Consider the following 24,777-nt stretch of genomic DNA (forward strand, 5'->3'; position numbering starts at 1 on the left):
CGCGCGCGATCACGGGGTTACAGGGCGGCGTCCCAGGTCTCGCTGAGGGGCGTCGTCCCGCGGACCAGCCGGGCGCGCAGCACGACGTCGCCCGCCGGCATCGGTTCCGGCGGGCGCCACTCGACATAGATCCGCCAGCCGCCGGTCTGCGGCACGAAGTTGGCCACCGGCTCGTGCATCGTGCCGGCACTGGCCGAGATCTCGGCGGTGACCGCCTCGTCGGCAGATTTCGGCAGGCCCGGACCCTCGAAATCGATCACGCAGAGCCGCCGCTGCGGGCTCGGCGGGGTGATGGGGCGCAGGCGTTCCGCGGAGCCGAATCGCGTCGAGGTCACCCGGGCGAGGGCGGCGTCCGGGATCGCCGGCACGGGCTCCGCCCCCACCGTGGTCAGGCCGTAGGCGAGATGCAGCGGCGCGCCGGGCTGCGCCGGCGCCGCGGGCACGAAGGCCGCCACGATGTTGTCCATGTACTCTTCGCCCGACGGGATCTCGAAGAGCTGCACGGCGCCGTTCGCGAAGGCGCCCCCGGCGGGATCCGGGGCCACCCACAGGCCCGGCCGCGCCTCGTGACGCGCCTCGACGTCGAGATAGGCCGCGAAGGTCCGCTCCCGCTGCAGCAGCCCGAAGCCGGCGAGCGGCCGGGCCGCGAAGGCGGAGATCTGCGGCTGCTTGCGCCCGTTGACCAGGGGCCGCCAGATCCGGTCGATCCGCGCCGGGTCGGCCCCGGCCGCGACGCAGAGGCCGTCGGAATCGTGGACCTGCGGCCGGAAGTCGTCGAACGGCTGGGCCCCCCGCGCCCCGGGCCCGTTCTGCCCGTGCAGGAACATGCTGGTGAGGGGGGCCAGCCCGAGCTTCGCGATCGACCGGCGTGGATGGAGCGCCGCGGTGACGGCGATCCGCGCCGGGTTTCCGGGGCTGATGGCGAACCGGAAGGCGCCGGCCACGCTCGGGCTGTCGAGCAGCGAGAGCACCGTCAGGGTGCGGGCTTCCGGCTCCGGTTCACAGATCCAGTGGGCGACGAAGTCGGGAAATTCCTCGCCCTCCGGCGCGCCCGTGCCGATGGCGAGCCCCCGGGCTGAGAGCCCGTATTCCTGATGGGCCGCGCGCAGGCGGAAATAGGAGGCCCCCAGGAAGACGAGAAACTCTTCCTGGAAGCCCTTCGGCCGCCACGCCGGCATGTCCGGGAAGGCGTAGTGCAGGCGGAAGCCCGCGAAGCCGAGATCCGGCGCGAAGCTCTGGCCGGCGAGCCGCCGGCCCAGATCGAACAGGCGGGTCTCGTAGGGGATCGGGCGCGCCGGCCCGCGCCGCGGCTGGAGGTAGAGCGCCACGCGCTTGCGCTGCAGGAAGCCGCGGTGGAACAGCTGGGCGCTGAAATGGTCGCCGAGGTGCAGGCTCTCGGCCGGACGGAAGGTGATGGCGCGGTAGCCGTCGTAGTCCAGGGCGGCGAGCGCCGGCGGAAGATCCTCGGGCGGGGCGGCATAGGGGGCCGCGGCGAGGCGCGCCGCCTCCGCCGACAGGGTTTCGAAGGTCATCGCGCCCCCCTGCGGCGGAAGCGCCGGCCCGGCCCACGTTCTGGACCCATTCAGATCAGCCGCGCTAGGTAGAACCGTGCCGGCAGCCGCGGCCAGAGCTGTTCGAAGAACGCGGCGTCGGGAGGGGGGATTGATCCGTTCGGCTTCCGGCGGTCTGTGCTGCCGGGTCGGCTCCGTGTCCTCACCCCGCACATCGGTATCCACGGTCATCGGTTCCCGGCCTCCGACGGCCGGGCGGCCGGCAGCCTTCCACGGTCGAGTTCCTCGCGCCATGTCCTCACGCGTCACCTCCTCCGCCGAGCGGTCGCACCGGAACGCGGATCCCGCCATACCCGATCCGTCGGACGCCGCATCCTGTCACGAGGTCTGGACCGGCGCGCGCCGCGGCGCCCTGCGCGCCCGGCGCCTGGCCCTGGCCGTCCCGAGCCTCGGCACCGCCGGCGGTCTCGTGTGGCTCGCCGCGCTCGCCTATCCGGCGGGCGTCAGCCCGCTTGCCTGGGCGGTCCTGGTTCTGTTCGGCCTCGTGATGGGCTGGCAGGCCTTCGTCGCCTGCCAGTACGTCTACGGGTTCGTCGCTTCCCTCCTGGGCGACCGGGCGAAATCCGCGCTGGAGCGCCGCTCCGAAGCGGCGGGTGCCGGGCCGGCCGGGACCGGACGCACCGCCGCCGTGGTGGCGATCCACGCCGAGGACGCGGTCGCGGTGTTCGCCCGCCTGCGGGTGATGGCCCGCTCGCTGGCCCGTACCGACGCGCAGGGCATCGACATCTTCGTCCTCTCCGACACGCGGGACGGGGCGATCGCCGCCGTGGAGGAGCACGAATTCGCGCGCATCCAGGCCTGGGCGGCACAGGATCCGGCCCTGCCGCGGATCCGCTACCGGCGCCGGACGGAGAATCTCGGCCGCAAGGCCGGCAACATCGGCGAGTTCTGCCGCAGCTACGGTGCCGAATACGCCTTCATGATCGTGCTGGACGCCGACAGCCTGATGACCGGCGCGGCCATGACCCGGCTCGTCGGGCTGATGCAGGCGAGCCCCCGCACCGGCCTGATCCAGACCGTCTCCTACGCGGCCGGTCGCGACACGCTCTTCGCCCGCATCCAGCAATTCGCCGTCCGCCTCTACGCGCCGCTGGCCTTGCGCTGCCTGGAGACCTGGCAGGGGCCGGAGGGCAGCTACTGGGGCCACAACGCGATCCTGCGGATCGAGGCCTTCGCGGAGAATGCGCAGCTCCCGAAGCTCCCGGGCCGGGAGCCGCTGGGCGGCGAGATCCTGTGCCACGACATCGTCGAGGGCGCGCTGATGGTCCGCGCCGGTTGGGAGGTGCGGCTCCTGCCCGAGATGGGCGGCACCTGGGAGGAGATGCCCACCAACCTCATCGACCTGCTCGGCCGCGAGCGCCGCTGGTGCCAGGGCAATCTCCAGCACCTGCGCGTACTGCCCTGGGCGGGCCTGCACGCGGCGAGCCGCTGGCATCTCCTGGTCGGGATCCTCTCCTACGGGATGCTGCCGCTCTGGATCGCCTTCCTCGGCCTCGCCGCGTGGCAGGCCGCCCGGACCGGCGATCTCGGCCTCCTGGCCTACGGGCTGACCGGGCAGGGCGCGGCCGCCCACGCTCTGGCCGCCCTCAGCCTCGCAATCCTGGCCCTGCCGAAGCTCCTCAGCCTCGTCCATGTCCTGGCATCGCCGGAGCGCCGGGCGGCCTTCGGCGGCACCCGGGCGCTGCTCGCGAGCGCCGCCCTGGAGCAGGCGGCGTGGGTGTTCCTGTGGCCGGTCCTGACCCTGTTCACCGCCGGGGCCGTGGTCTCGACCTTCTTCGGCCGGGTGGTGCGCTGGGAGACGCAGGATCGCGACGATCGGCAACTGTCCTGGGCGGAGGCCTTCCGGCTCCAGGCGGACGCCGTGGTGGTCGGCGCGCTGATGGTCTTCGCGCTGCTCCTCGTCGGGAACGCGTGGCTCGCCCTCTGGATGGCGCCGCTGGCCCTGGCGCTCCTCACGAGCCCGGCCCAGAGCGTCTGGACGAGCCGGGCCGATCTCGGCCGCGCCGCCCGGGCGCGCGGCCTGTTCCTGAACGCCGACGACACCGCGCAGGCGCCGGAGCTCGCCGAACTCGCCCAGCTCCGCGGCCTGCCCTCCGCACCGGCTCCGCTCCGGACGGTCCCCCGCGAGCCGGCCATCTGGCTCGCCGCCGACGAGGCCTGATCCGGGCGCCGGTCGCGGGCCGTCGTTCGAGCCGGCCCTCGCCGTCGTCGCGCGCCGCGAAGCGCCCCAGGAGCGTGGGACAGCAGGACCTGGCACGCGCACGAGATTGCTTCTCTCTGCGCGCAAGGACGGTGGTGCCGGCGCCATCGACCGGAGACGGGATGCGAGCAGGCCTTCGCCGGCGGGGCGAAGGCACCGGACGCCGGGACCGTCGGCATTCATCCCGGGGCTACGGCCAAGCTGCCACAGTGTTGCCATCGAGTCACGGGCGGGCGGAACCGCCCGGGCGGGGCGGTTTCAGGCTTGGATTCGAGGCGCGAGCGTTTACCCCTTGGCGAGGATCGGCACGGCATCGTGCCCCGGTATTCGCCGCGTTCCCGCCATAGTCCGCGCCTGCCCCGAGAGGCTTTGATGCGTCGTTTTCTCCCCGCCCTGATCGGGCTTTTCGGCGTGGCCGCCTCCGCCGCGCCGGTTCTGGCCTACGAGATCGACCCGCTGACCCGCCAGCCCCTGAACGACGCGCTCACCGTGCGCGTGCGCCCGCAGGCCGTCGAGACGGTTGCGGTGCCGGTGGCGAACGCCTCGCTCAACCCCGCCGACCCGCTGAACGCCGACGCCGCGGTCCCGCAGATGTCGGCGATCCCGCGCGAGACGGTGGCCTATAACGGCCCCTACGGCGCCGGCACGATCGTCGTCTCCACCGCCGAGCGGCGGCTCTACTACGTGCTGGGCGGCGGTCAGGCCCTGCGCTACGGCGTGGGCGTCGGCCGGCCGGGCTTCACCTGGGGTGGCGTGCAGACCATCACGATGAAGCGCGAGTGGCCGGATTGGCGCCCGCCGTCGACCATGCTGAAGCGCCGGCCCGACCTGCCGCGCTACATGAAGGGCGGCCTCGAGAACCCGCTGGGCGCCCGCGCCATGTATCTCGGCGGCTCGATCTACCGGATCCACGGCTCCAATGAGCCGGAGACCATCGGCACCGCCGTCTCGTCGGGCTGCATCCGCATGACCAACGACGACGTGACGGACCTCTACACCCGCGCCAAGGTCGGCACGAAGGTCATCGTCCAGCGCTGAGGCGTTCGGACCTTTGGGAGGGGCCGGCCGTCACAGGTCGGCCCTTTCGCGTTCAGGCGCCCGGCAGGGTCACCAGCGCGTCCGGGCGCTTCACCTCGATCTCCACGAAGGCGATCGGGTGGTTCGAGCCGTTCATCACGTCGTGCCGGATGCCGGCTGGGCGCATGTAGGATTGGCCGGCCGCGAGCGCCGTCTCGCTGACCGCCGTGCCGTCGTGGACGCGCAGGATCCCATCCATCAGCATCACCACGAAGTAGGGCCAGCCGTGCTCGTGCCAGCCGGTCACGGCGCCCGGCGGGAAGTCCCAGCGGGTGATGCGCACGGTGGCGTCGTCCTGCTGGACGGTCGGGACGGCTGGGATGGTGCAGGCGAAGGCCATGGCGGCTCCAAGGGAAGCGGTCGGTGGGTGTGCCGTCATGACGATGCAAGGCTTCGGCCTCCCGGGCGGCGCAGTGACCCACGCCGTCCTCGCACACGTGGCGCGACGCCCCAGGGTGGCGCGGCTTCAGCCGCCGAGCCGCGGCGGCCGGTCGTCGCGGCATCCCGCGCCGGAACCGGTGCGGCGAGCAGCGTCCGCCGCGGCCCTCAATGGCACCCGCACGAACCCGAGCCGCAGCCCCCGCCGGACTTGACCGAAGCCTGCCGCGCCGTGTCGCGGTCGAGGCCGCGCTCGGCGAGTTCGCCGAGATAGGTTGTCCAGCGCGTCTCGTACTCGCGGCCGAGGGTGTGGAGGTAGCCCCAGCCGTAGATGCCGGTGTCGTGCATGTCGTCGAAGCCGAGCTTCACCGCGTAGTTGCCGATCGGCTCCACCGCCAGGATCGCCACGGACCGCTTGCCGCCGATCACCTTGCGCTCCAGCGGCGAGTGGCCCTGCACCTCGGCCGAGGGGCTCGACACGCGCAGGTACTCGGCCGGCAGGGCGAAGCGCGCCCCGTCCTCGAAGGCGACGTTGAGCACCCGCCGATCGGCCGACAGGCGGATCTCGGTCGGCCACAGATCCTCGCTCACGGGTCACACTCCTCACGCAATCTGGGGCTGCGGCGCGGGACCTGCTTGCCCGCGACCGTCCGGGACATCATATGCCGGACGATGCTCGATGACAGCTCCCTGACGCCGCAGACGTCCGCGGTCGGCGTGCCCGCCGGGCCCGCCCCGCTGATCGACCCGTTCCAGCGGGCGATTTCGTATCTGCGCATCTCGGTGACGGATCGCTGCGATCTGCGCTGCGCCTACTGCATGTCCGAGCACATGCAGTTCCTGCCCAAGCGCGATCTGCTGACCCTGGAGGAGCTGGACCGGCTCTGCGGCGTGTTCATCGCCCGGGGCGTCCGCAAGCTCCGGATCACCGGCGGCGAGCCGCTGGTGCGGCGCGATATCATGCACCTGTTCCGCCGCCTCTCGCGCCACCTCGATTCCGGCGCGCTGGAGGAGCTGACGCTGACCACCAACGGCACGCAGCTCACGCGCTACGCGGACGAGCTGGCGAGCCTCGGCGTGCGCCGGATCAACGTCTCGCTGGACACCCTCGACCCCGACAAGTTTCGGGAGATCACCCGCCGGGGCGATCTCGCGGTGGTGCTCGACGGCATCGCGGCGGCGCGGGCCGCCGGGATGAAGGTCAAGATCAACGCGGTGGCGCTCCGCGACGTCAACGCCGACGAGATCCCCGACATGATCGCCTGGGCGCACGGCCTCGGCATGGACATGACGCTGATCGAGGTCATGCCGCTCGGCGAGATCGAGGCGGACCGGACCGACCAGTTCCTCCCCCTGTCGGTGGCCCGGCAGCGCCTGGAGACCCGTTACACCCTCACGCCGCTGCCCGACCGCACCGGCGGCCCGGCGCGTTACGTGCGCGTCGAGGAGACCGGCGGGAAGCTCGGCTTCATCACGCCGCTGACCCATAATTTCTGCGAGAGCTGCAACCGGGTGCGCCTGACCTGCACCGGCCAGCTCTACATGTGCCTCGGTCAGGAGGATTCGGCCGATCTGCGGGCGGTGCTGCGCGCCTCCCAGGACGACGCGGTGCTGGCCACGGCCGTAGTCGAGGCGATCACCCGCAAGCCCAAGGGCCACGACTTCGTCATCGAGCGCCAGCGCCCGGCCGCCGTGCCGCGGCACATGAGCGTGACGGGCGGCTGACAGAGACCAACCCCGGCGCCACGCGCGCCCTCTCCCGTGTGGGACAGGGAATCCGCGCTCGTCCCTCGAACGGTGTGGAGCCTGCCGGCGCAGGCTGTCGTTCGACGACCTCACATTTCCTCGTCGGCGTAGCGTGCCTGTTGCCGCCCGCGCTGCCCGGAGCCCTTCCGCGGCGCCCCCGCGCTGATCCCCGCCACCAGATCGGCGATGTGGCGCAGCGTCTCCACCGACAGCGCCTTCTCGCCCTCGCCCCGGCCCTGCGGGATCAAGGCCTTGGCGAAGCCGAGCTTCTGGGCCTCCTTGAGCCGGGATCCGGCCTGGGCGACCGGCCGGATCGCCCCCGACAGGCCGATCTCGCCGAAATACACGGTCTCCGGCGGCAGCACCGCCCCCGACAGGGAGGAGACCAGGGCGGCCGCCACCGCCAGATCCGCCGCGGGCTCGGTGATGCGCAGGCCCCCCGCCACGTTCAGGTAGACGTCGTGGCTCCCGAGCCGGATGCCGCCATGGGCCTCCAGCACGGCGAGCACCATCGACAGCCGGTTCGGGTCCCAGCCGACCACGGCGCGCCGGGGCATGCCGAGTGACGATGGCGCCACCAGCGCCTGGATCTCCACCAGCAGCGGCCGGGTGCCTTCCATCCCTGCGAAGACCGCGGTGCCGGCCGCCTGATGGTCCCGGCCCGCCAGGAACAGGGCCGAGGGATTCGGCACCTCGCTGAGGCCCGCATCGGTCATCTCGAACACGCCGATCTCGTCGGTGGGCCCGAACCGGTTCTTCACGGCGCGCAGGATCCGGAAATGGTGGCCCTGGTCGCCCTCGAAGGACGCGACCGCGTCGACCATGTGCTCCACCACCCGGGGGCCGGCGATCTGCCCGTCCTTGGTGACGTGGCCGACCAGGATCACCGCCGTGCCGGTGGTCTTGGCGAAGCGGATCAGCGCCTGGGCCGAGGAGCGCACCTGGGTCACCGTGCCGGGGGCCGATTCCACCGTCTCGGTCCACATGGTCTGGATCGAGTCGATGATCGCCAGGGCCGGCGGCCGGCCCTGGCTCAGGGTCTCGACGATGTCCTCGACATTGGTCTCGGCGGCGAGCTGCACGGGAAGCGCGCTGAGCCCCAGACGCTCCGCCCGCAGGCGCACCTGTCCCACCGCCTCCTCGCCCGAGATGTAGGCGACCCGCTCGCCCGTCCCCGCCATGGCGGCGGAGGCCTGCATCAGCAGGGTCGACTTGCCGATGCCGGGATCGCCGCCGAGCAGGATCACCGAGCCGCGCACGAAGCCGCCACCGGTGACCCGGTCGAGCTCGCCGATCCCCGAGGGGATGCGCGGCGCCTCCTTGGCCTCGCCGGTCAGCCCCTCCAGCGGGAAGACCCGGCCGCGGTTGCGCGACGGCCGGGTCGCCGCCGGCCCGGATTGCCCGGGAGCCGAAGGCGCCTCCTCGACGATCGTGTTCCAGCCGTTGCAGGCCTCGCAGCGCCCGCGCCAGCGGTTGTAGACCGCCCCGCAGGACTGGCAGACGAAGGTCTGATGGATCTTGGCCATTCGAATCCGGGGCGCCGTCGGTCCGGCGGATCAGCGGGGAGGTGCGTCAGCCTACATAATCTCGAACATAACGAGAACCCAGCCCGGTCAGGATCTCGTAGCCGATCGTGCCGGCAGAGCGCCCGACCGCGTCGATGTCGAGGCTGTCGCCGATCAGCACCGCGGTTGCGCCGCGCGTCGCGGCGGGCGCCGCAGTGACGTCGAGGATGATGAGATCCATCGAGACGAGGCCGAGGATCGGGCAGGGCACGCCGCCGACCAGCGCCTGCCCGCGCCCGCTGATCGCCCGCGGGAACCCGTCGGCGTAGCCGAGGGAGAGCGTCGCGAGCCGGCTCGGCCGGGGCGCGGTCCAGCGGCCGTTATAGCCCGCGGTCGCTCCGACTGCGACGTCGCGTACCTGTGCGATCCGCGCCTCCAGCCGCACCACCGGGCGCATCGGGTTGGCGCCCCCCGGAATCGGGTTGCCGCCGAACAGGGCGTAGCCCGGCCGCAGGAGATCGTACCGGGCCCCGTCGAGGAAGACGCCCGACGAGTTCGCCAGCGAGGCCCGGAGCTGCGGATACGCCGCCCGGACGCGGGCGAAATCGGCGATCTGCCGGGCGTTGACCGGATCCTCCGGCTTCTCGGCGCTGACGAAGTGGCTGAGGAGCAGGTCGATCCCGGCCGCGGTGATCCGCCTATCGCCCGCGAGATCGAGCGCCTCCGGCACGGGCAGGCCCAGACGGTTCATGCCGGTATCGACGTGGAGTGCCGCCGGCAGGCGGCCGGACGAGAGCGCCGCCCAGTCCGACAACTCCGCGATGCTGCCCAGCACCGGGCGCAGCTCGTGCGCCGCGAAGGCTTCGGCGGCGCCCGGTGGCAGACCGTTCAGGATGTAGATCGCCGCCTCGGGCAGGGCGGCACGGGCCGCGACCCCCTCTGACAGATGGGCGACGAAGAAGGTCCGGCAGCCGGCGGCCCACAGGGCCGGCCCGACGCGACCGATGCCGCAGCCGTAGGCGTTGGCCTTCACCACGGCGGCGCAGTCGGCGCCCGCGCCGCGGGCCGCCAGGATCCGCCAGTTGGCCACGATCGCCCCGAGGTCGATCGTGAGCCGGGCGCCGTGAACGCAGTCAATCGTTTCTGACTCACTCATTGCGAGCACGCCTACCATCCAATTGGCCCCCTGCCGACATGCAAGACGCATCGCTCGGCTGGAAAATGAGTATGGACCCGGGAGGGGGTGTGTCGGCATTTAGAAGACAATAAGTCCTATATAACTTGAATGTTTTCATCTATGTATCGATGATGGTACTTATAATAACTCTACACTGTGCTTTCTCAAAAGATTTGTGACGGTTTATTATCGGTAATCTCCGGGGCTGCTGACGAAGATAAAATCACTCGATATTAGGATTTTTATCATGTATGATCAGTTCGCTTTTGGGACGGCGAATTATGCAAAATGATCTAAAAACCAGGTCTGCAATCGATAGCATGAAGGTAAAATATGTCTGATTAAACTGAGGGCGGCCACTATCAAGCGCGAGTTTTTGCTTAAGGAATATAATCCGAATCAGCCTCGCCTTCCTGCTGGACAAGCGGGTGCCGGGCGGTGGACAGATGGAAATCCGCCTGAGCCATCCTCGGTGCGGCGGAAAGAAGATGGTCAAGAAGACCCACTGTTCGCGCTTGCTGCTTCCCAAGAGGACTGCGATGAGCAATATCGCCGTGACTTAATTGTTTGTAAATTTACCGACCTGCGGGCCTGCTACGCTCAGGCAATGGTCAGATTGGTCGCATGCGAGCGTGGCCATCCAATCCCGCCGCTTAATTTCTGAGGATAAAAATATGATAATCGCAGCCAGAAATCTGATGTCGAGATCTTCGTTGGGCGAAAGGCAGATTGACGTCTCAATCTATGCGCCGGAGTTGGTGGACGGGACATGGATCTGCCGATATAAAATTGATTGGCCAACCCAAAAACGAGAAAGCTTTGCTGCGGGCGTTGACGCTGTCCAGGCTCTTTGTTTGGCGCTTCAGAAGATAGGTATGGAACTCTATGTCAGCCCCTATCATCTATCCGGCGATTTAAGGTGGGAAAAATTCGGGGATGGGTATGGCTTTCCAGTCCCCAAGAACGGTCGTGATATGCTCGTCGGGGCGGACAAGGCCTTCGAGGGCTGATGATGGGCGCTTATGCTCGCCTCATCCCAGTATGCGCTTGAAAGATCGACCCAGACGAAGTTGTCTGTAAGGGTCCTCGTCGCAGGCGGCATTCCAAAGTTGCACAATCGCTGAGGCGTTCGGGGCAATTGATGCATTCGTGGCACAGGGGCGACTCGGCCTCCGCCCCCAGGGTGACGGCCGAGGTCGGCCTTGGTATAAATCCACCGCGGTCCGGGGGAGCCGCACGGCCGACGCGCCATCCCCTCGGGTACCAAAAAGCTCAACGATGCCGTTTACCGTCCTGGATCTCGCCGTGCTCGGCATCGTCGCGGTTTCCGCGCTGCTCGCGGCCGTGCGTGGCGTCACCCGCGAGGTGCTGGCGATCGTCGCCTGGGTTGCCGCCGCCGCGGTCGCCTGGACGCTCCATCCGATGCTGCTGCCCACCGTGAAGCAGCACGTGAACAGCGATACCGTCGCGCTGGTCGCCTCGATCGCGGCGATCTTCCTCGGCACCCTGATCATCGTGTCGATCATCACGGTCAAGATTTCCGACGTGGTGCTCGATTCGCGGATCGGCGCCGTCGACCGTTCCCTCGGCTTCCTGTTCGGCGCGGCCCGCGGCTTCCTGATCTGCGTGATCGGCTGGGTGTTCCTGTCCTGGCTGGTCCAGGGCAAGGTGCCGGACTGGGCCGCCCAGGCCCGCACGCGCCCGATGCTGGAGAAGTCCGGCGACGCCCTCGTGGCGCAGCTGCCCGAGAATCCGGAAGGCTTCCTCAAGCAGTTCAAGAAGCCGAAGGTCGCCACGCCGCCCAATGAGGCGGCCGACGCCCCGGCCGAGACCGACGCGGCGCCCCAGCGCCGGACCGAGACCGCGCCGACCCCGACGCGACGCTGATCTGCGGTATTCGCCGTAGGACTCGTCGTGCGGAACGCCTAGATAGCGGTTCCGGTGGTGCACGGATTGCTTCCGCGACGACCGGCGCGTCGGCCCTTCGCCGCCGGGATCTGTGAGTGATCGACCGCCTCATGTCACACGCCGCCGCCTCCACCGACGCTTTCAATTTCGATCTCGATGGCGACACGCTCCGGGAGGAGTGCGGCGTCTTCGGCATCTTCGGCCATCCGGAGGCCTCGGCCATCGTCGCGCTGGGGCTGCACGCCCTTCAGCACCGCGGCCAGGAGGCGGCCGGCATCGTCTCCTTCGACGGCTCGGTGTTCCACTCCGAGCGGCGCCCCGGCCTCGTGGGCGATTCCTTCTCGGACGGCGACACTATCGCCCGCCTGAAGGGCCGCGCCGCCATCGGGCACGTGCGCTACTCGACCACCGGCGGGACGATCCTGCGCAACGTCCAGCCGCTCTTCGCGGAGCTCGCCAGCGGCGGGCTGGCCGTCGCCCATAACGGCAATCTCACCAACGCTCTGTCGATCCGACGCGACCTCGTCCGCGACGGTGCGATCACCCAGTCGACCTCCGACACCGAGGTGATCCTCCACCTCGCGGCCCGCTCCCGGAAGCCGCGGATCATCGAGCGCTTCATCGACGCCCTGCAGGCGATCCAGGGCGCCTACGCGATCGTGGCGCTCACCAACAAGAAGTTGATCGGTGCCCGCGACCCGCTGGGCATCCGCCCGCTGGTGCTGGGCGAGCTGGACGGCCGCTACATGCTGGCCTCCGAGACCTGCGCACTGGACATCATCGGCGCCCGGTTCGTCCGCGACATCGAGAACGGCGAGATCGTGGTGATCTCCGAGGAGGGGATCGAGTCGATCCGCTTCGCCGACGCCGTGCCGATGCGGCCCTGCATCTTCGAATACATCTACTTCGCCCGGCCGGACTCGGTGGTGAACGGCAAGAGCGTCTACGGGGTGCGCAAGGCGATCGGCCGGGAACTGGCCCGCGAAGCCGCCGTCACGGCCGACATCGTCGTGCCGGTACCGGATTCCGGCGTCCCGGCGGCGCTTGGCTTCTCGCAGGAGACCGGGATTCCCTTCGAGATGGGGATCATCCGCAACCATTATGTCGGGCGGACCTTCATCCAGCCGACCCAGTCGGTGCGCGAACTCGGCGTGCGGATGAAGCACTCGGCCAACCGCGCGGCGATCGAGGGCAAGAGCATCGTCCTCGTGGACGACAGCCTCGTGCGCGGCACGACCTCGGTGAAGATCGTCCGGATGATGCGCGAGGCCGGGGCCGCCGAGGTGCATTTCCGGATCGCCTCGCCGCCGATCACCTACCCGGATTTCTACGGGATCGACACGCCCGAGCGGGAGAAGCTGCTCGCCGCGACCCACGATCTCGAGGCGATGCGCAAGTATATCGGCGCGGATTCGCTCGCCTTCCTGTCGATCCCCGGCCTCTACCGGGCGATGGGCGAGGAGGCCCGGAACGCCGCCTGCCCGCAATACACCGACCATTGCTTCACGGGCGACTACCCGACCGGCCTCACGGACCTCTCCATCGCCGGCCCGAAGCGCTTCGCCATGCTGGCCGAGGCGGATTGACGGATCTGCGGATTCCGTGCGCGGACGGGCATCCCCCGCGGGCGGAAATGCGCTAGGTCCTCCCCATGGCTGAGTCTCAGAAACCCCTGGAAGGCCGCGTCGCGGTCGTCACCGGCGCGTCCCGCGGCATCGGGCGCGCTGCCGCCCTGGCGCTCGCCGGCGCCGGCGCCCACGTGATTGCGGTGGCGCGCACCGTCGGCGCCCTGGAAGAGCTGGACGACGCCGTGCGGGCGGCCGGCTCCAGCGCCACCCTCGTGCCGTTCGACCTCGCCGATTACGACGCGATCGACCGCCTCGGCGCGGCGATCAACGAGCGCTGGAAGCGCCTCGACATCCTGATCGCCAATGCCGGCATCCTCGGCGCGCTTATGCCCATCGGCCACATCACCCCGAAGATCTGGGGGCAGGTGATGGACGTGAACGTCACCGCCAACTGGCGCTTGATCCGCTCCCTCGACCCGCTGCTGCGCATGTCGGATGCCGGGCGGGCGATCTTCGTTTCCTCGGGGGCGGCTTCGAAGTGCCGGCCCTATTGGGGCCCCTACTCGGTGTCGAAGGCGGCGCTGGAGGCCCTGGTGCGGACTTACGCGGCCGAGAACGAGAGCACGGCGATCCGGGCCATGCTGCTCAATCCCGGACCCCTGCGGACCGGCATGCGCCGCTCGGCCATGCCCGGGGAGGACCCCGAGACCCTCAAGACGCCCGAGGACCTCGCCCCCCATTTCGTGCGGCTCGCCGCGCCGGACTGGGCCGAGACCGGCAAGCTCTACGATTTCCCCACCGACCGGGTGCTGAGTTTCCGCGCACCTGAATGAGCCGGTACCCTGTTATTCGAACACGCACCCCACCGCCTCCCTCATCCTGAGGTCCCGGAGCGCAGCGGAGGCCTCGAAGGCGGGGTCCAAAGGTCGCGCGATCCCTGGACCTCGCCTTCGAGGCCCGCTCGCGCGGGCACCTCAGGATGAGGGGGTGGATGGGGCAGGCCTGATCTTCCTGTCTGAGTTGCTTCCCATGATCGACGTCCGCTGCATCTGTGCGATCGGCCTGCGCGGCCAGCTCGGCCTCAACGGCCAGCTGCCCTGGGAGGGCAACACCGATCCGCTGTTCGTGGAGGACGTGACGCGTTTCTTCGCGCTGACCATGGGCCATGTCCTGATCGCCGGGCCGAAGACGGTGGCCTCGGTGCCCGAATTCGCCTTCAAGGACCGCACCATCGACGTGATCCGCAGCCACGAGGATCCGGAGGCGGTGCTCAAGCGCTATCCCGGCCGGCGGATCTTCGTCGGCGGCGGGATCGCGGTGTGGAACGTCTACGCCAAGTACATCCAGAACTGGGACATCACCCGCCTGCCCTACGACGGCGAGGCCGACCGCTGGTTCGATCCCGCCTGGCTGGTGGGCGGACCGCTGCGCGCGGCCTGAACGGCACCTTCCCGTGAGCCGGCGCGTTGGCCGCGCACGCGTCGCGTTTCCGGAGGCCACCATGAGCGCCCACAGCTACCGCTTCGGCATCGAGGAGGAATACTTCCTGGCCGATGCCGAGACCCGTGGGACACCGCGCGGCGACCTCGCCGCCTTCCACGCGCGGGTGAAGGCGGAACTCCCCGAGACGGGACGCGAATTGGTCGCCGCACAGGTCGAGGTCTGCACCCCGCCGCTCACCGACGCGAGCGCCGCCCGGGCGAATCTCGGCGGCCAGCGGGCCCGGCTCGCCGGCATTGCCGCGGAGAATGGGCTGGCGCTCCTCGCCTGCGGCACGCATCCCCTCGCGCGCTGGTCGCGCCAGACCGCCACGGACGGCGAACGCTACAAGGGCATCCTGTCGGATGTCGGCATCGCCGCCCGGCGGGCCCTGATCTGCGGGATGCATGTCCATGTCGAGGTGCCGGACCCGGAGGCCCGCATCGATCTCATGAACCGGCTGCTGCCGTTCCAGCCGCTGCTGCTCGCCCTCTCGGCCTCGTCGCCGTTCTGGCAGGGCGAGGCGACGGGGCTCAAGGCGTACCGGCTCAGCGTCTTCGGCGAGCTGCCCCGCACCGGCCTGCCGGAGCTTTTTTCCGATGCCGCCGCCCATGCGCGGTTCGTCGCCATCATGACCCGCGCGGGCGCCATCGCCGATGCGAGCTTCCTGTGGTGGTCGCTGCGCCCCTCGATCAAGTTCCCGACGCTGGAATTGCGCATCGCCGATGCCTGCACGCGGCTCGACGATTCGCTCTGCGTCGCCGCCCTGTTCCGCTGCCTCGTGCGCCTGTGCGTGCGCCGGCCGGACCTCCATGCCGATCTCGACGGCGTCTCGCGGGCGCTGGCCTCCGAGAACCTCTGGCGCGCCCAGCACAGCGGCGTGGCCGCGGCGCTGATCAACGAGGCGCGGGGCGACGCCGTGCCGTTCCCGGAGGCGCTGGAGGCGGTGCTCGCCCTCGTGGCCGAGGATGGGGACGCCCTCGGCTGCGCAGCGGACGTGGCCCGGGCCCGGTCGATCGTGGCCGAGGGGACCAGCGCGGACGGGCAGATCGCGGCTTTCGAGGCCGCGCTGGCCGAGGGGAAGGACGAGCGCGCCGCGCTGGCGGCGGCGGTGGACTGGATCGCCGACGCGGCGCGGTAGAGCGGGCCCCGTCCGCCCGCCGCATCCTGAGGTGCGGGAACGCAGCGCAGGCCTCGACGGGGACCCCCGCCCGGCCGCGGCTGGGTCAGCCCTTGTCGAACGGGTTCTGCGAGGTCCGCAAGCTCAGGCGGATCGGCGTGCCCGGCAGGTCGAAGGCCTCGCGCAGGCCGTTCACGAGGTAGCGCGTGTAGGATTTCGGCAGGGCGTTGAGCTGGTTGCCGAACAGCGCGAAATGCGGCGGCCGGCTCTTCACCTGCGTGGCGTAGCGGATCTTGATCCGCCGGCCCGACACCGCCGGCGGCGGGTTGCGGGACGTCGCCTCGTTCAGCCAGTCGTTGATGCGCGAGGTCGAGATCCGCCGGTCCCAGACCTCGGAGGCCTGCACCACCGCCTGCATCAGCTTGTCGACGCCGTCGCCGGCCAGCCCCGAGAGCGGCACGACCGCGACGCCGCGCACCTGTGGCAGCAGCCGGGTGCAATCCTCGCGCAGCTGCTTCAGCAGGCCCGGCTGGTCGGCCACGAGGTCCCACTTGTTGAGGCCGATCACCAGGGCGCGGCCCTCGCTCTCGACGAGGTCGACGATGGTGAGATCCTGCTTCTCGAAGGGGATCGTGGCATCGAGGAGCACCACCACCACCTCGGCGAAGCGCACGGCGCGCAACCCGTCCGAGACCGCGAGTTTCTCCAGCTTGTCGTCGATCCGGGCGCGGCGGCGCATCCCGGCGGTGTCGTGCAGCTTGATCCGCCGCCCGCGCCATTCCCAATCGAGGGAGATCGAGTCGCGGGTGATGCCGGCCTCGGGGCCGACGAGCAGCCGGTCCTCGCCGAGCATGCGGTTGATCAGCGTCGACTTGCCGGCATTCGGGCGACCGACAATGGCGACCTTGAGAGACCGGCCGCCAGGGGCGTCCGCGTCGTCCTCCTCGTCCTCGTCCTCGTCGCGCTGGGGCAGGGCGCCCTTGAGCGCCTCGTGCAGCTCGCCCAGGCCCTCGCCATGCTCGGCGGAGAACGGGATCGGGTCGCCGAGCCCGAGGGTGAAGGCCTCGTAGGCCCCGGCGAGGCCGGCCCCGCCCTCGGCCTTGTTGGCGATCAGGATCACCGGGCAGCCGGCCCGGCGCACCAGTTCGGCGAAGGGCTGGTCGGCCGGCAGCACGCCGGCGCGGGCGTCGATCACGAACAGCACCACGTCGGCGGCGAGGATCGCCGCCTCGGTCTGCATCCGCATCCGGCCCGTGAGGGTCGCGGCGTCGGCCTCCTCCAGGCCGGCGGTGTCGATCACCCGGAACTGGAGGCCGCCGAAGGTGACGTCGCCCTCGCGCCGGTCGCGGGTGACGCCCGGGCGGTCGTCGACCAGCGCGAGCTTCTTGCCCACGAGGCGGTTGAACAGGGTCGACTTGCCGACGTTCGGCCTCCCGACGATCGCGACGGTCGGCATATCCATGGTGGTTCTCGAAACAGTCCGAACAGAAATCAGCGCGTGATCGGCGGGGGCGGGGCAGCGGGCTCGGGCTTGGCCTCGGTCACCGTCACGGGGCCGCCCGCGACGATCGCCGCGTAGACCTCGATCCGATCCCGCAGGTTCCGCGGGGTATCAGGATCGGCCACGATCTGGTCGAACCAGCGTCCGGCCTCCTCGTAATCGCCCTTCTTCAAGGCGGCGAGGCCCAGCATCTCCCGGGCGGTGTGGCGGAACGGGGTGCCGGCGGCCAGGCCCTGGAGGTTGGCCAGCGCCGGATCCGGGTTCGGCCCGTCGAGGCGCAGCAGGGCCGCGCGCAGGCGCGCGAGGTCGCGCAGGCCGTCGCCCAGGCCGGTATCGTCGGCGAGCTTGTCGAACTCCGCGGCGCCTGCCGCGGCGTCGCGCTTGCCGGTCTCGGCCGCCGCCCGGAACCGGGCGAGCAGGCGGTAGCCCGCCGGGCCCTGCGCCTCCAGGGCGTCGAAGGCCTTGTCGGCCTCCGCGACCTTGCCGTCCTTGGCGAGGCGGTTGGCGTCGTCGAACTGCACCGAGGCCACCTCGGCCGCCGCGCGCTGCTGGGCCTGCCAGTAGCGCCAGCCCGCGACGCCCGCCACCACGAGCACGGCGAGCGCGATGATCACGCCGCTGTAGCGCTTCCAGATCTGAAGGATCCGATCGCGGCGGTAATCCTCGTCGACCTCGCGAAGGAACTCGTTGTTCTCGGCCATTCTATCCCGGCCCGCATGATTTCAGCGGACCACCTCGTCTCGTTCGGGCCCCGCGCCTAACACACGGGCGCGGGGTTGGCGACAGGCAGTGTCTCAGGCGGTGCCCGGCCAGACCGGCACGCCGATCACCGGATAGTGCAAATAGCGTGCGAAAACGAACCACGCGGCCGTCCCGATCACCAGAGCCAGGATGTCGTTGCGCCAGCCCTGCGGGGCCACCGCCGGCCCGCCATGCTGAGCCGCGACCGCCCCCGGGGCGAGAGCCCGGCGCTTGGCGCTGATCCGCGCCGCCACCGCCCAGGCGAGGAAGCCGCCGAACAGCAGCATCGAGCCGAGATCGCCGTTGGCCAGAAGATGCGCGGTGGCCCAGATCTTCATGGCGAGCAGCATCGGGTGCTTGGCCTTGGCGCGGATATGGCCCGGCAGGTAGGCGGCGGCGAGGCACACGAAGGCGAGCCAGACCAGCGTCAGGGCGAGGTGGCGCGTCCAGACCGGCGGATCCCAGACCGGGATGAAGCCGGCGAGCCGGTAATCGTGGAAGCCGATGCCGATCAGCACCAGCCCGAGCAGCGACAGGGCGATGTAGCCGAGCTTGTAGCGGCCCTCGCCGATCCGGTCGACGATCGCGGCGCGCCGGGTGCGGGCCATCGAGAAGGCATGCGTGCCGAGAAACAGCACCAGCCCGAGGATCAGGAGAACCATGGGAGACTTTCAGTCGGGCCGCACGGCCGGCGGCAAGCACTCTGTAATGGTTCTCAAGCGAATCTCCGCCTGTTTGTCCAGGCGCGGCCGGGACGCAGCCGGATGGCGACCATGGGCTGGGCGGATCGGGTGTCCAGGATGCGAAGCGGCGGTGCCACGCTGCGATCGCGCGGGTTTGAGCAGCCGGCGCCGCGCAGTCTCTCTCCCTCCTCTGCGGGGGAGGGCGGCACGGCCGTCAGCCCGGGTCGGGCGAGGGGAGCCCCGTTTCCGGAGGGACCGCCACCTGCGCTGAAGCCCGCACCGTTGCGCCGCCGCGCTCCCCGCCTGCTTCGCAGAAAACCCTCCCCCGCAGAGGGGGGCGGGAGGGCGGTGCGCCTTGGCCGCGTGGCGCTGCTGGTCCTGATCCCCTTCGCAACCCCCGCCTCCGCCGATCCCCCGCTCTCGGCCCTGACCCTGGTCGGGCCGCCGACGGAGATCTTCAAGGCCGGCCGCGACGCCTGCGACGGCGCCGACGTCCCCGACGCGCCGGCCCGCGCCTTCCGCGACGCAGCGGGCGCGGTGGCGCTCTACGGGATGCATTACCGCAACCGGGCGCTGCGCGGCCCGGATCTCGGCCAGCTCAAGCTCGACTGCACGGTGGTGCTCGATTCGGGCGAGAAATCCGATCCTGCGGCCTACGACGACCGCTCCTGGATCACCGCCACCTGGACCGAGGACGGCGCCCGCGTGGCTGCACTCCTCCACCACGAATACCAGGCCAACGAGCATCCAGGCCGCTGTCCGGCGGCCACCTACATGGCCTGCTGGTACAACACGATCACGGCCGCCGCCTCGACGGATGGCGGCCGCAGCTTCAAGCGGCAGAGTCCGCCCGTGGTGGTCGCCGGAGCCCCGTTCCGGCAGGAGAGCGACCAGGGCCACCACCGCGGCTTCTTCAATCCGTCGAACATCGTTGCGGACGGGAGATGGCGGTACTTCCTCGCCTCGACCACCGGCTGGACCCGGCCCGGCAGCGACCAGGAATCCGGGATCTGCCTGTTCCGCAGCGACGATCCGGCCGATCCGACCCGCTGGCGCGCCTGGACCGGCACCGGTTTCACCGCCGCCTTCCCGGATCCCTACCGCGCCGCCCGCCCGAACACGGCGACCTGCCGGCCGGTCGGGCCGTTCCCGGGCCCGGTCGGGGCCGTCGTCCGGCACCGCGGCTCGGGCGCCTGGATCGCCGTGTTCATGGCCAAGGCGGCCGAGGGTTACCCGCAATCCGGCTTCTACTGGACCACCTCCCGCGACCTGATCACCTGGGACAGCCCGCGCCTGCTCCTCGCGGGCGCAACCCTCTACGACGACCCGTGCGCGGCCACGGCGCCGCTCATCGCCTATCCGTCGCTGCTCGATCCGGACGCGCGGGGCCGCAATTTCGACGATGTCGGAGACCGGGCGCTGCTCACTTATGCGCGCCTGCGCACGGAGGGCTGCACGATCACCTCCGACCGGGACCTGCTGCGCCGCCCGGTGGCGATCCACGTCTGGCCCTGATCGCGCTTGACCGGGATGCGGCCGCCGCGCCACTCAGGGCCTGAGAGGTTCGCATGGACGCGCAAGCCGATACGCCGATTCGCGATGCCGCCGCGCTGCGCGGGCAGTTCGGGCCCGTCGGACCGCTCGCCGCGCGCAAGGTGCTCGACCACATCGACGATTACGGCCGCCGCTTCATCGCGCTGGCGCCGTTCCTGGTGGTGGCGAGCGCGGACAAGGCCGGCCAGGTCGACGCCAGTCCCCGGGGCGATGCGCCGGGCTTCGTCGCCGTTGCGGATTCCCGGACCCTGGTGATCCCGGACCGGCGCGGCAACAACCGCATCGACACGTTCCTCAATCTGCTCGAGAGCCCGGGCGTCGGGCTGATCTTCCTCGTGCCGGGGATCGACGAGACCTTCCGGGTGAACGGCACCGCCGCGCTGACGCAGGACGCCGCGCTGCTCGAGCCCATGCGCGCCCAGGGCAAGGTGCCGGCCGCCGGGCTCGTCGTGCAGGTGCGCGAGGCGTTCTTCCATTGCGGCAAGGCGATGATCCGCTCCGGGCTCTGGGATCCGGCGCGCCATGTCGCGCGCGACACCTTCCCGAGCCTGGGACGCATCCTGTCCGATCAGACCGCGGCCGCCGACGTGGCGGAGGCCGAGGCCACCATCGCCGACGCCTACCGGACGCGGCTCTACTGACCGGATTGGCCGAGGGCTCGTGCGTCGGATGCGACGGAGCGCACCGGCTGGCCGATCCGCTGGCAGACCACTGTGCCGAGGGTCACGCTCAGCATCAGGGCGGTGCCCGAGAGCAGCATCGTGGTTGCCCGGGCATAGGCACGGCCGACATGGATCAGCAGGCAGCCGGATGCGAAGATCGCGAAGGCCGGGAGCAGATGCTGCACGGGCGACGTCCTCTCTGGCTGCGGACGGACTGTCCGGGGTGCGGGGACCGAGGACCATCGTCAGCGCGCGGCGTGAAAACGCGGTTAATGTCGCGTATAGCTGTCGTCGGAGTGGACCGGCCGGAGAGGATCCCGCATGCCGCATTCGAGGGTTCCGGAGGCCGAGATCGGGACGGTCGGGACGGTGTCGGCCGACCCCCGCGACACGGCGCTTCTGGGCGCGGGTGCCATCGGCGCCGGGACGGTCGGGGCGTCAGCGCTGGGTGCGCTGGCCCTCGGGGCCGCGGCGCTCGGCGTCGTCGCGGTGGGCGCCTTCGTGATCGGACGCCTTTCGGTGGGGCGGGCCCGGGTCGGCTCCCTGGAGATCGGCGCGCTGGAGATCGACACGCTCACGGTGCGGTCTCTGCGGATGCCCGACCGGGATCCGGGTTGAGACACGGTATGAGTCTCCGGGCGGCCCACCGGTGCCGCGCGGATAACGAGGAGGGGAGCGATGACCGATCGGAAGCCGCCCTTTCGGCCCGCGGATGCGGTCGATGTCCTCGGTGAGGTCGAGGGTGATTTCGTCCTGCCGCTCTGCCTGCCGGGATCCAACCTGCTGATCGGCGAGGATCTCGCCATGCTGGTCCTCAGCACGATCCACGGGCAGCGGGTCGGCCTGCCGCTCAGCCCCCAGGGCGTGGCCGACCTTCACACGGTCCTGGGCGAAGCCCTGCGGCTGCTGCAGGCGCGCGAGCGCGGGCCGGTGCAGTAGCTTCGGCCCGTCGCCGGGGCGGCGAAAGGCTTCGTTGAGGCGGCCGGGATAGACAGGTCCCGGACCCTCTCCGTGGCGGCCGATGCGCGCTCCGTTGCTTCTCCTGCTGCTGACCTGCGCGGCCCCCGCGCAGGCCCGGCCCGCGACCTTTCTGGCGGTGCATGCGCTCGGCATGGCGTCCCTGCCGCCGGTTCCCTCGGTTGCCGCGCCGGCGCCGGCCGTCGCCGATGCGCGAGCCCGCTTCCTGCCGCTCATCGCCCGCGAGGCTGCCGGCACCGGCCTCCCGCTCGCGATCGCCGACGCCGTCGCGCGGATCGAGAGCGGCTACGATCCCACCGTGGTCGGCAGCGTCGGCGAGGTCGGTCTGATGCAGGTCCGGCCCACCACCGCGGCGATGCTCGGCTTCCGAGGCACCGTCGCCGAGCTGGCGGCCCCGGAGATCAACGTTCGCTACGGCGTACGCTATCTCGCCGAAGCTTGGCGCCGGGCCGACGGCGACCTCTGCCGCGCCCTGATGAAGTACCGGGCGGGACACGGGTCGGAGGTGATCTCGCCCCTGTCGCAGCTCTACTGCGCCCGCGCCCAGGCGATCCTGGCCGATCCCGAAGCGCGCCTCGTCCGGGCAAGCGCCCGCCCAGCCGTCCCGTTCCGCCTCGCCGACAAGCAGGGGCGCCCCGTCCACCGGACGCGCGTGGTCGCCGAGCCGACGCCGCCGCTCTCGTTCTGGGAGGCGCACCGCGCGCGGATCGCCCGGCTCAACGCCGCCGTGCTGGCGCGCTGGCGAGCCCGCGGCGTGACGGCCGCCCCCACAGGCCATCCCTCCGGCGAGCCGGCGGGCGGGTAGGGCGGATCAGTCCTCGGCCCCGTCCGACCGCGCCCCCCGGGCGACCTCGCGCATGGCGGCATCCGGCAACGGGCGCTGGAGCCGGAGCGCCTCCGCGGTGGGCGCCTCGAGCCAGGTCGCCCATTCCTCCGGTTGCGTGAGCAGCACAGGCATCGCCTTGGGATGGACCGGCCCGACGACGCCGTTCGCCTCCGTGGTCAGGAAGGCGAACAGCCGGTGCTCCGCGGCGACCCGGTCCGGGTTCTCGCGCTTCGTCCCCCGCACGCCCGTCCAGGGCCGCCAGATCCCCGCGAAGGCGAAGAGCGGCCGATCCTCGTCGAGGGCGAACCAGACCGGCGTCTTGCGCGGCTTGGTGTCGGCGTACTCGCTGAAGGCGGTGGCCGGCACGAGGCAGCGATGGGCGACCCCGAGCCAGGGTCGCCAGTGCGGGCTCGCGACGTTGCGCACGTTGGTGATCGGATGCTCGCCGAACGCCTTCGGCCCCGGCATGCCCCAGCGCATCATCGCGAGGTCCCGTCCGGTGGTGCCGTTCAGGACCACCGGCGCCAGCTGGTCGGGAAAGATAGCCGGCAACGGCGGAAGGTTTCCGGTGCGGTCCTCCGCGATCGCGAAGGCCCGGCGCAGATCCGCGGGGCCGGTCCGCAGGCTGTAGAGGTTGCACATGGGCGTCCCGGACGGTTGGTGGGCACGGCGCCGGCTCTACACGCTTCCGGGATGCCGCGCCCAGCCGGGCCTACGGGGATACGCCCCAGCCGATCGGCGGCCGGAGCGCGCCGCCTCAGTTCAGGTGGAACACCACCTTCACGCAGCCGTCCTTCTTGTCGCGGAAGGCCTTGTAGAGGTCCGGCCCGTCCGCGAGGTCGTGCGAGCGGTGGGTGATCAGGGAGGTCATGTCGATCTTGCCCTCTTGGATCAGCTTGGTCAGCGGCTCGAGATAGCGCTTCACATGGGTCTGGCCGCTCTTGAGGGTCAGGCCCTTCTGGACGATCGAGCCCATGTTGACCGGGATCGGTCCGCCATAGACGCCGGGCACCGAGACGATCCCACAGGGCCGGACCGCCTTGATGGCTTCGGCCAGCGCGTAGGGCCGCTCGGTGGCGGTCAGCTTCTCCTGGACGGCGGAGAGCACGCCGGTGAGGCCGCCATGGCCGGCACTCGCCTCCATGCCGACGCAGTCGATCACGCCGTCGGCACCCTGGCCCTTGGTGATCTCCTTGATTCGCTCGAACACGTCCTCGTTCATGAAGTCGATGATGTCGGTGGCGCCGGCCTTCCGGGCGAGGGCGATGCGCTCGGGCACGGTCTCGATGGCGATGATCCGCTCGGCCCCCATGATCTTCGCCGACTGGATCGCGAAGATGCCGACCGGGCCGGCGCCCCAGACCGCGATCGTCTCGCCGCCCTGGATCTCGCAATGCTCCGCGCCCTGCCAGCCGGTGGGCAGGATGTCGGTGAGGAACAGGACGGATTCGTCGTCCATGCCTTCCGGCACCTTCATGGGCGCGACGTCGGCCATCGGCACACGGACATACTCGGCCTGGCCACCGGCATAGCCGCCGGTCAGGTGCGAGTATCCGAACAGGCCGGCCGTCGTGTAGCCAAACTGCGCGGCCGCCATCTCGGCGTTGCGGTTGGAGCGCTCGCAGACCGAGTAATTGCCGAGCTTGCACTGGCGGCATGCGCCGCAGTTGATGTTGAAGGGCACGACGATCCGGTCGCCCTTTTTGAACTTGGTGAAGCCGCTCCCGACCTCCACGACCTCGCCCATGAATTCGTGGCCGAGGACGTCGCCGCTCTTCATGGTCGGCATCTGGCCGTCCATCAGGTGCAGGTCCGAGCCGCAGATCGCGCAGCTCGTGACCTTGATGATCACGTCCCGGGAATCCTCGATGACCGGGTCCGGGACCGTGTCGCAGCGGATGTCGTTGCGGCCGTGCCAGCACAGTGCCTTCATCGCGAGGATCTCCGGAGACTTTCGGGAATGCGGCCGGCTCGGCCGCCTTCCGGGTAAAGCCGTCGGCGGTACGGCCAAGTTCCCCGGGATCGCGTTTGGGAATCGTCTCGCCGACAGCCGAACCCTCGGGCCGCCAGGCCGCAGCGTTGTGGCCACCGACACGTTCAGGG

25 protein-coding genes are annotated in these 24,777 nt (G+C 70.6%); 14 read left to right on the top strand and 11 right to left on the bottom strand.

From position 1 onward, the window contains the following. Positions 1-17 precede the first annotated feature (17 nt). Complete coding sequence (locus ABC766_RS19855; protein ID WP_345819308.1) at positions 18-1,532, bottom strand: glucan biosynthesis protein; 1,515 nt, start codon at positions 1,530-1,532, stop codon at positions 18-20. Positions 1,533-1,803: 271 nt separating this feature from the next. Here ABC766_RS19855 and mdoH point away from each other — a divergent pair, with 271 nt between their 5' ends. Both mdoH and ABC766_RS19865 read left to right on the top strand, forming a co-directional pair. After that, the gene (gene mdoH / locus ABC766_RS19860) at positions 1,804-3,732 is read left to right on the top strand and encodes a glucans biosynthesis glucosyltransferase MdoH (RefSeq protein WP_345819309.1); all 1,929 of its coding nucleotides are present in this window, start codon (positions 1,804-1,806) and stop codon (positions 3,730-3,732) included. Between the two features lie 411 nt (positions 3,733-4,143). Continuing rightward, complete coding sequence (locus tag ABC766_RS19865) at positions 4,144-4,809, top strand: L,D-transpeptidase (protein ID WP_043385259.1); 666 nt, start codon at positions 4,144-4,146, stop codon at positions 4,807-4,809. Between the two features lie 52 nt (positions 4,810-4,861). Here ABC766_RS19865 and ABC766_RS19870 read toward each other — a convergent pair whose 3' ends face one another. Next, positions 4,862-5,188 (bottom strand): cupin domain-containing protein, encoded by a 327-nt coding sequence (locus ABC766_RS19870; RefSeq protein WP_274926731.1) that lies wholly within the window; start codon positions 5,186-5,188, stop codon positions 4,862-4,864. 206 nt (positions 5,189-5,394) lie between these two features. Next, on the bottom strand, positions 5,395-5,817 hold the full coding sequence (locus ABC766_RS19875; RefSeq protein ID WP_043357798.1) for a gamma-butyrobetaine hydroxylase-like domain-containing protein: 423 nt from the start codon (positions 5,815-5,817) through the stop codon (positions 5,395-5,397). An 81-nt stretch (positions 5,818-5,898) separates the two neighbouring features. Here ABC766_RS19875 and moaA point away from each other — a divergent pair, with 81 nt between their 5' ends. Beyond that, positions 5,899-6,951: a GTP 3',8-cyclase MoaA gene (gene moaA / locus ABC766_RS19880; protein ID WP_345819310.1), complete on the top strand. Its 1,053-nt coding sequence runs from the start codon at positions 5,899-5,901 to the stop codon at positions 6,949-6,951. Positions 6,952-7,061: 110 nt separating this feature from the next. On the opposite strand, the gene radA is transcribed toward moaA, so the two are convergent. Both radA and alr read right to left on the bottom strand, forming a co-directional pair. After that, positions 7,062-8,498, bottom strand: a complete 1,437-nt coding sequence (radA, locus tag ABC766_RS19885) for a DNA repair protein RadA (RefSeq protein WP_043385270.1) — start codon at positions 8,496-8,498, stop codon at positions 7,062-7,064. 46 nt (positions 8,499-8,544) lie between these two features. Beyond that, positions 8,545-9,633 carry an alanine racemase gene (alr, locus tag ABC766_RS19890; protein WP_345819311.1) on the bottom strand — a complete coding sequence of 363 codons (1,089 nt, stop codon included), beginning with the start codon at positions 9,631-9,633 and terminating at the stop codon, positions 8,545-8,547. A gap of 653 nt (positions 9,634-10,286) precedes the next feature. Here alr and ABC766_RS19895 point away from each other — a divergent pair. The 6 genes from ABC766_RS19895 to ABC766_RS19920 all read left to right on the top strand — a co-directional run bounded on the left by ABC766_RS19895 (position 10,287) and on the right by ABC766_RS19920 (position 15,750). Next, positions 10,287-10,664 (top strand): DUF6968 family protein, encoded by a 378-nt coding sequence (locus ABC766_RS19895; RefSeq protein ID WP_345819312.1) that lies wholly within the window; start codon positions 10,287-10,289, stop codon positions 10,662-10,664. 268 nt (positions 10,665-10,932) lie between these two features. After that, positions 10,933-11,541, top strand: coding sequence for a CvpA family protein (locus tag ABC766_RS19900; protein WP_043357783.1), 609 nt, complete (start codon positions 10,933-10,935; stop codon positions 11,539-11,541). A 131-nt stretch (positions 11,542-11,672) separates the two neighbouring features. Beyond that, positions 11,673-13,148 (top strand): amidophosphoribosyltransferase, encoded by a 1,476-nt coding sequence (purF, locus tag ABC766_RS19905; protein WP_043357788.1) that lies wholly within the window; start codon positions 11,673-11,675, stop codon positions 13,146-13,148. A gap of 65 nt (positions 13,149-13,213) precedes the next feature. Further along, on the top strand, positions 13,214-13,963 hold the full coding sequence (locus tag ABC766_RS19910) for an SDR family NAD(P)-dependent oxidoreductase (protein WP_043385275.1): 750 nt from the start codon (positions 13,214-13,216) through the stop codon (positions 13,961-13,963). Between the two features lie 196 nt (positions 13,964-14,159). After that, entirely contained in the window at positions 14,160-14,570 is a 411-nt protein-coding gene (locus tag ABC766_RS19915; RefSeq protein WP_043385327.1) for a dihydrofolate reductase, read from the top strand. Positions 14,571-14,631: 61 nt separating this feature from the next. Continuing rightward, positions 14,632-15,750: a carboxylate-amine ligase gene (locus ABC766_RS19920; protein ID WP_345819313.1), complete on the top strand. Its 1,119-nt coding sequence runs from the start codon at positions 14,632-14,634 to the stop codon at positions 15,748-15,750. Positions 15,751-15,835: 85 nt separating this feature from the next. Here the strand turns inward: ABC766_RS19920 and der are convergent, their stop codons facing one another. The 3 genes from der to ABC766_RS19935 form a co-directional block, all read right to left on the bottom strand. Further along, complete coding sequence (der, locus tag ABC766_RS19925; RefSeq protein ID WP_043357773.1) at positions 15,836-17,191, bottom strand: ribosome biogenesis GTPase Der; 1,356 nt, start codon at positions 17,189-17,191, stop codon at positions 15,836-15,838. Positions 17,192-17,220: 29 nt separating this feature from the next. Then, positions 17,221-17,931 (bottom strand): tetratricopeptide repeat protein, encoded by a 711-nt coding sequence (locus tag ABC766_RS19930; RefSeq protein ID WP_043357771.1) that lies wholly within the window; start codon positions 17,929-17,931, stop codon positions 17,221-17,223. Between the two features lie 93 nt (positions 17,932-18,024). Then, positions 18,025-18,633, bottom strand: coding sequence for an NnrU family protein (locus ABC766_RS19935; protein ID WP_345819316.1), 609 nt, complete (start codon positions 18,631-18,633; stop codon positions 18,025-18,027). 369 nt (positions 18,634-19,002) lie between these two features. On the opposite strand from ABC766_RS19935, the gene ABC766_RS19940 reads away from it, so the two are divergent. Together ABC766_RS19940 and ABC766_RS19945 are read left to right on the top strand one after the other, a co-directional pair. Further along, positions 19,003-20,169: a hypothetical protein gene (locus ABC766_RS19940; protein WP_345819317.1), complete on the top strand. Its 1,167-nt coding sequence runs from the start codon at positions 19,003-19,005 to the stop codon at positions 20,167-20,169. 53 nt (positions 20,170-20,222) lie between these two features. Continuing rightward, entirely contained in the window at positions 20,223-20,849 is a 627-nt protein-coding gene (locus ABC766_RS19945; RefSeq protein WP_278306017.1) for an MSMEG_1061 family FMN-dependent PPOX-type flavoprotein, read from the top strand. Here the strand turns inward: ABC766_RS19945 and ABC766_RS19950 are convergent. Next, the gene (locus ABC766_RS19950; protein ID WP_043357763.1) at positions 20,843-21,055 is read right to left on the bottom strand and encodes a hypothetical protein; all 213 of its coding nucleotides are present in this window, start codon (positions 21,053-21,055) and stop codon (positions 20,843-20,845) included. The genes ABC766_RS19945 and ABC766_RS19950 overlap by 7 nt on opposite strands. A gap of 136 nt (positions 21,056-21,191) precedes the next feature. Between ABC766_RS19950 and ABC766_RS19955 the strand changes: the two genes are divergently transcribed. The 3 genes from ABC766_RS19955 to ABC766_RS19965 all read left to right on the top strand — a co-directional run bounded on the left by ABC766_RS19955 (position 21,192) and on the right by ABC766_RS19965 (position 22,653). Then, positions 21,192-21,488, top strand: a complete 297-nt coding sequence (locus ABC766_RS19955; protein WP_345819318.1) for a hypothetical protein — start codon at positions 21,192-21,194, stop codon at positions 21,486-21,488. A 60-nt stretch (positions 21,489-21,548) separates the two neighbouring features. Next, the gene (locus tag ABC766_RS19960) at positions 21,549-21,809 is read left to right on the top strand and encodes a hypothetical protein (protein WP_043357761.1); all 261 of its coding nucleotides are present in this window, start codon (positions 21,549-21,551) and stop codon (positions 21,807-21,809) included. 82 nt (positions 21,810-21,891) lie between these two features. Beyond that, positions 21,892-22,653: a lytic transglycosylase domain-containing protein gene (locus tag ABC766_RS19965; protein WP_345819319.1), complete on the top strand. Its 762-nt coding sequence runs from the start codon at positions 21,892-21,894 to the stop codon at positions 22,651-22,653. Positions 22,654-22,659: 6 nt separating this feature from the next. Here the strand turns inward: ABC766_RS19965 and ABC766_RS19970 are convergent, their stop codons facing one another. Both ABC766_RS19970 and ABC766_RS19975 read right to left on the bottom strand, forming a co-directional pair. Further along, positions 22,660-23,316 (bottom strand): SOS response-associated peptidase, encoded by a 657-nt coding sequence (locus ABC766_RS19970; RefSeq protein WP_345819320.1) that lies wholly within the window; start codon positions 23,314-23,316, stop codon positions 22,660-22,662. A 115-nt stretch (positions 23,317-23,431) separates the two neighbouring features. After that, positions 23,432-24,607 (bottom strand): zinc-dependent alcohol dehydrogenase, encoded by a 1,176-nt coding sequence (locus ABC766_RS19975; protein ID WP_279901130.1) that lies wholly within the window; start codon positions 24,605-24,607, stop codon positions 23,432-23,434. Between the last annotated feature and the right edge of the window lie 170 nt (positions 24,608-24,777).

The organism is Methylobacterium fujisawaense (assembly GCF_039619325.1).
Taxonomy (GTDB): domain Bacteria; phylum Pseudomonadota; class Alphaproteobacteria; order Rhizobiales; family Beijerinckiaceae; genus Methylobacterium; species Methylobacterium fujisawaense.

Bases quoted from the DNA above. Each gene is read 5' to 3' on its own strand.
- ABC766_RS19855 (WP_345819308.1), bottom strand. From the start codon at position 1,532: ATGACCTTCGAAACCCTGTCGGCGGAGGCGGCGCGCCTCGCCGCGGCC.
- mdoH (WP_345819309.1), top strand. From the start codon at position 1,804: ATGTCCTCACGCGTCACCTCCTCCGCCGAGCGGTCGCACCGGAACGCG.
- ABC766_RS19865 (WP_043385259.1), top strand. From the start codon at position 4,144: ATGCGTCGTTTTCTCCCCGCCCTGATCGGGCTTTTCGGCGTGGCCGCC.
- ABC766_RS19870 (WP_274926731.1), bottom strand. From the start codon at position 5,188: ATGGCCTTCGCCTGCACCATCCCAGCCGTCCCGACCGTCCAGCAGGAC.
- moaA (WP_345819310.1), top strand. From the start codon at position 5,899: ATGCTCGATGACAGCTCCCTGACGCCGCAGACGTCCGCGGTCGGCGTG.
- radA (WP_043385270.1), bottom strand. From the start codon at position 8,498: ATGGCCAAGATCCATCAGACCTTCGTCTGCCAGTCCTGCGGGGCGGTC.
- alr (WP_345819311.1), bottom strand. From the start codon at position 9,633: ATGAGTGAGTCAGAAACGATTGACTGCGTTCACGGCGCCCGGCTCACG.
- ABC766_RS19900 (WP_043357783.1), top strand. From the start codon at position 10,933: ATGCCGTTTACCGTCCTGGATCTCGCCGTGCTCGGCATCGTCGCGGTT.
- purF (WP_043357788.1), top strand. From the start codon at position 11,673: ATGTCACACGCCGCCGCCTCCACCGACGCTTTCAATTTCGATCTCGAT.
- ABC766_RS19910 (WP_043385275.1), top strand. From the start codon at position 13,214: ATGGCTGAGTCTCAGAAACCCCTGGAAGGCCGCGTCGCGGTCGTCACC.
- ABC766_RS19915 (WP_043385327.1), top strand. From the start codon at position 14,160: ATGATCGACGTCCGCTGCATCTGTGCGATCGGCCTGCGCGGCCAGCTC.
- ABC766_RS19920 (WP_345819313.1), top strand. From the start codon at position 14,632: ATGAGCGCCCACAGCTACCGCTTCGGCATCGAGGAGGAATACTTCCTG.
- der (WP_043357773.1), bottom strand. From the start codon at position 17,191: ATGGATATGCCGACCGTCGCGATCGTCGGGAGGCCGAACGTCGGCAAG.
- ABC766_RS19930 (WP_043357771.1), bottom strand. From the start codon at position 17,931: ATGGCCGAGAACAACGAGTTCCTTCGCGAGGTCGACGAGGATTACCGC.
- ABC766_RS19935 (WP_345819316.1), bottom strand. From the start codon at position 18,633: ATGGTTCTCCTGATCCTCGGGCTGGTGCTGTTTCTCGGCACGCATGCC.
- ABC766_RS19945 (WP_278306017.1), top strand. From the start codon at position 20,223: ATGGACGCGCAAGCCGATACGCCGATTCGCGATGCCGCCGCGCTGCGC.
- ABC766_RS19955 (WP_345819318.1), top strand. From the start codon at position 21,192: ATGCCGCATTCGAGGGTTCCGGAGGCCGAGATCGGGACGGTCGGGACG.
- ABC766_RS19960 (WP_043357761.1), top strand. From the start codon at position 21,549: ATGACCGATCGGAAGCCGCCCTTTCGGCCCGCGGATGCGGTCGATGTC.
- ABC766_RS19965 (WP_345819319.1), top strand. From the start codon at position 21,892: ATGCGCGCTCCGTTGCTTCTCCTGCTGCTGACCTGCGCGGCCCCCGCG.
- ABC766_RS19970 (WP_345819320.1), bottom strand. From the start codon at position 23,316: ATGTGCAACCTCTACAGCCTGCGGACCGGCCCCGCGGATCTGCGCCGG.
- ABC766_RS19975 (WP_279901130.1), bottom strand. From the start codon at position 24,607: ATGAAGGCACTGTGCTGGCACGGCCGCAACGACATCCGCTGCGACACG.